Here is a 1880-nt window from a genome sequence, read left to right as displayed (position 1 = left end):
CCCTTGAGGGTGTCGTTGCCGCGCTCTCCGACGAGGCGATTGGCGTGAGAATCGCCGATGAATGTGTCGTTACCCGACCCACCAATGAGGGTCTCGATGCCGCGCACGGTGCTGGCGCCGATGCCGATGTTCTGCGCCTCTGTGAGATTGAGGTCGACCGTCAGCGCTGTGGCTGCATAAAACGCCAACGTGTCGTCACCGTTTCCACCGTCGATGAAATTGTCTCCCGTGCTGACGCGGAAGCTGTCGCTGCCGGTTCCGCCGAGACCTGTATTGTTGCCGATTCCAAGATCGACGATGCCGATCACGCTGCCGCCACGGCCGTCGTAGATGTCGTTGCCACCCCCCAGATCAATGGCGGTGACGCCGTCCGACTTGATGAGGCCGGTGTTGAACACGACATCGTGCGTCGCCGCGCCAATGGAGTGAATAGCCCAGGTTCCGCCGTGGATCGTCCCGCTATTCGTGACCCAAAGGCGATAGGCGGGGAATGAAGGCAGCGCGGAATATTGGATCGCTTTGTAATCGCCGGTGATCGAACCGCTGTTGCTGAGATCGAATGTCTTTCCAACTGCGAGACCATACTCGCTACCGGTGATCGTGCCGTTATTCAGCATCTTACTGTTGTTAAAGCATACGTACCCAGTGCGCCCCGACACCACGCCGGAAGTCCCAATCGTGATGTCGCCTGCGAGGATATAAACTCCATTGGAATAGCCCTTTGCGTATCCGTCGATTGTGACATACGAATAGTTGGCGGGATTGGCGATGACGAGACCTTCGCCGGTGAGCGACTCCACGCCTCCCGTCGCTGTAATGGTGGCGGTGATCGACATCCCGCTTGACGGAGTCAGATCCCACGTCGTCGTGATGCGATCGGTAAGTATGTACTCGGCGTTGGGCATGGTCGTTCCTTTGACGATATGATGTAACATGTCACTTAAACGACGACTGCCGCCGAAGGTTCCCGATGGAGGGATGCCGTTTCTAACCCTCTTCGGGGTGCGCCAAATTCTGTTATGTTATTGAATTTGCATCATTTTTCTGGAAAGGCGACGCTGTTCGCGCGATCTGCGTCGAAACTTGTCCGCGGCGTCGATGTGCGGGCCAGCACACGCGCCGCCGCGAAAGCCGAGTGATCCGTGCCTAGGATTTGCGGTGACGCGGTTCCTCCACCCCTAGCGAGAGGGGACACGACCCATTAGGGTCTCGCGATGTCCACAGAGAATACTCCTTCCAACACGCCCGAATGGTCCGTTTCCGATCTTGCGGGAGCGTTGAAGCGCACCCTTGAAGATGCGTTCGGCTACGTCCGTCTTCGCGGAGAGATTTCGAGCTATCGCGGCCAGCATTCCTCCGGGCACGCGTATTTCTGCTTGAAGGACCAGAATGCCCGCATCGATGCGGTGATCTGGAAGGGCACGTTCTCGCGGCTGAAGATCAAGCCCGAGGAAGGGCTCGAAGTGATCGCGACAGGGCGGATCACGACCTTTCCAGGAAAGTCGACGTATCAGATCGTGGTCGATTCGCTGGAACCCGCAGGGGTCGGCGCGCTGATGGCGCTGCTCGACGAGCGGCGGCGAAGGCTGACGGCGGAGGGCCTGTTCGACAACGCGCGGAAGCGGGCGCTGCCCTATTTGCCGAAGGTCATCGGCGTCGTCACTTCGCCAACCGGCGCCGTGATCCGCGACATTCTGCACCGCCTCGAAGATCGCTTTCCGCGCCACGTCCTCGTGTGGCCCGTGCGCGTGCAGGGTGAAACTTCGGCCGCGGAAGTCGCCGCGGCGATCAGGGGCTTCAACGCGCTCACGCCCGGGGGCGCCATACCTCGCCCTGAGGTCTTGATCGTTGCCCGTGGTGGGGGATCGATCGAGGATCTG

Annotated in this window: 1 protein-coding gene and 1 pseudogene; one reads left to right on the top strand and one right to left on the bottom strand. The window is 59.9% G+C overall.

Annotated features, from left to right (window positions below; translation table 11 throughout):
• Positions 1-905 (bottom strand): annotated as a pseudogene (locus AC1DT3_RS19605) (hypothetical protein); the annotation flags it as partial.
• Positions 906-1214: 309 nt separating this feature from the next.
• Here AC1DT3_RS19605 and xseA point away from each other — a divergent pair.
• Positions 1215-1880, top strand: a 666-nt coding sequence (gene xseA, locus AC1DT3_RS19600; RefSeq protein WP_477466888.1) for an exodeoxyribonuclease VII large subunit, incomplete at its 3' end; no start/stop codon positions are given.

The sequence above is a fragment of the Microvirga sp. P4_G7 genome, from assembly GCF_056401005.1.
The sequence above is the reverse complement of the archived record's forward strand: the minus strand, read 5'-3'. Positions and strand labels throughout refer to the sequence as shown.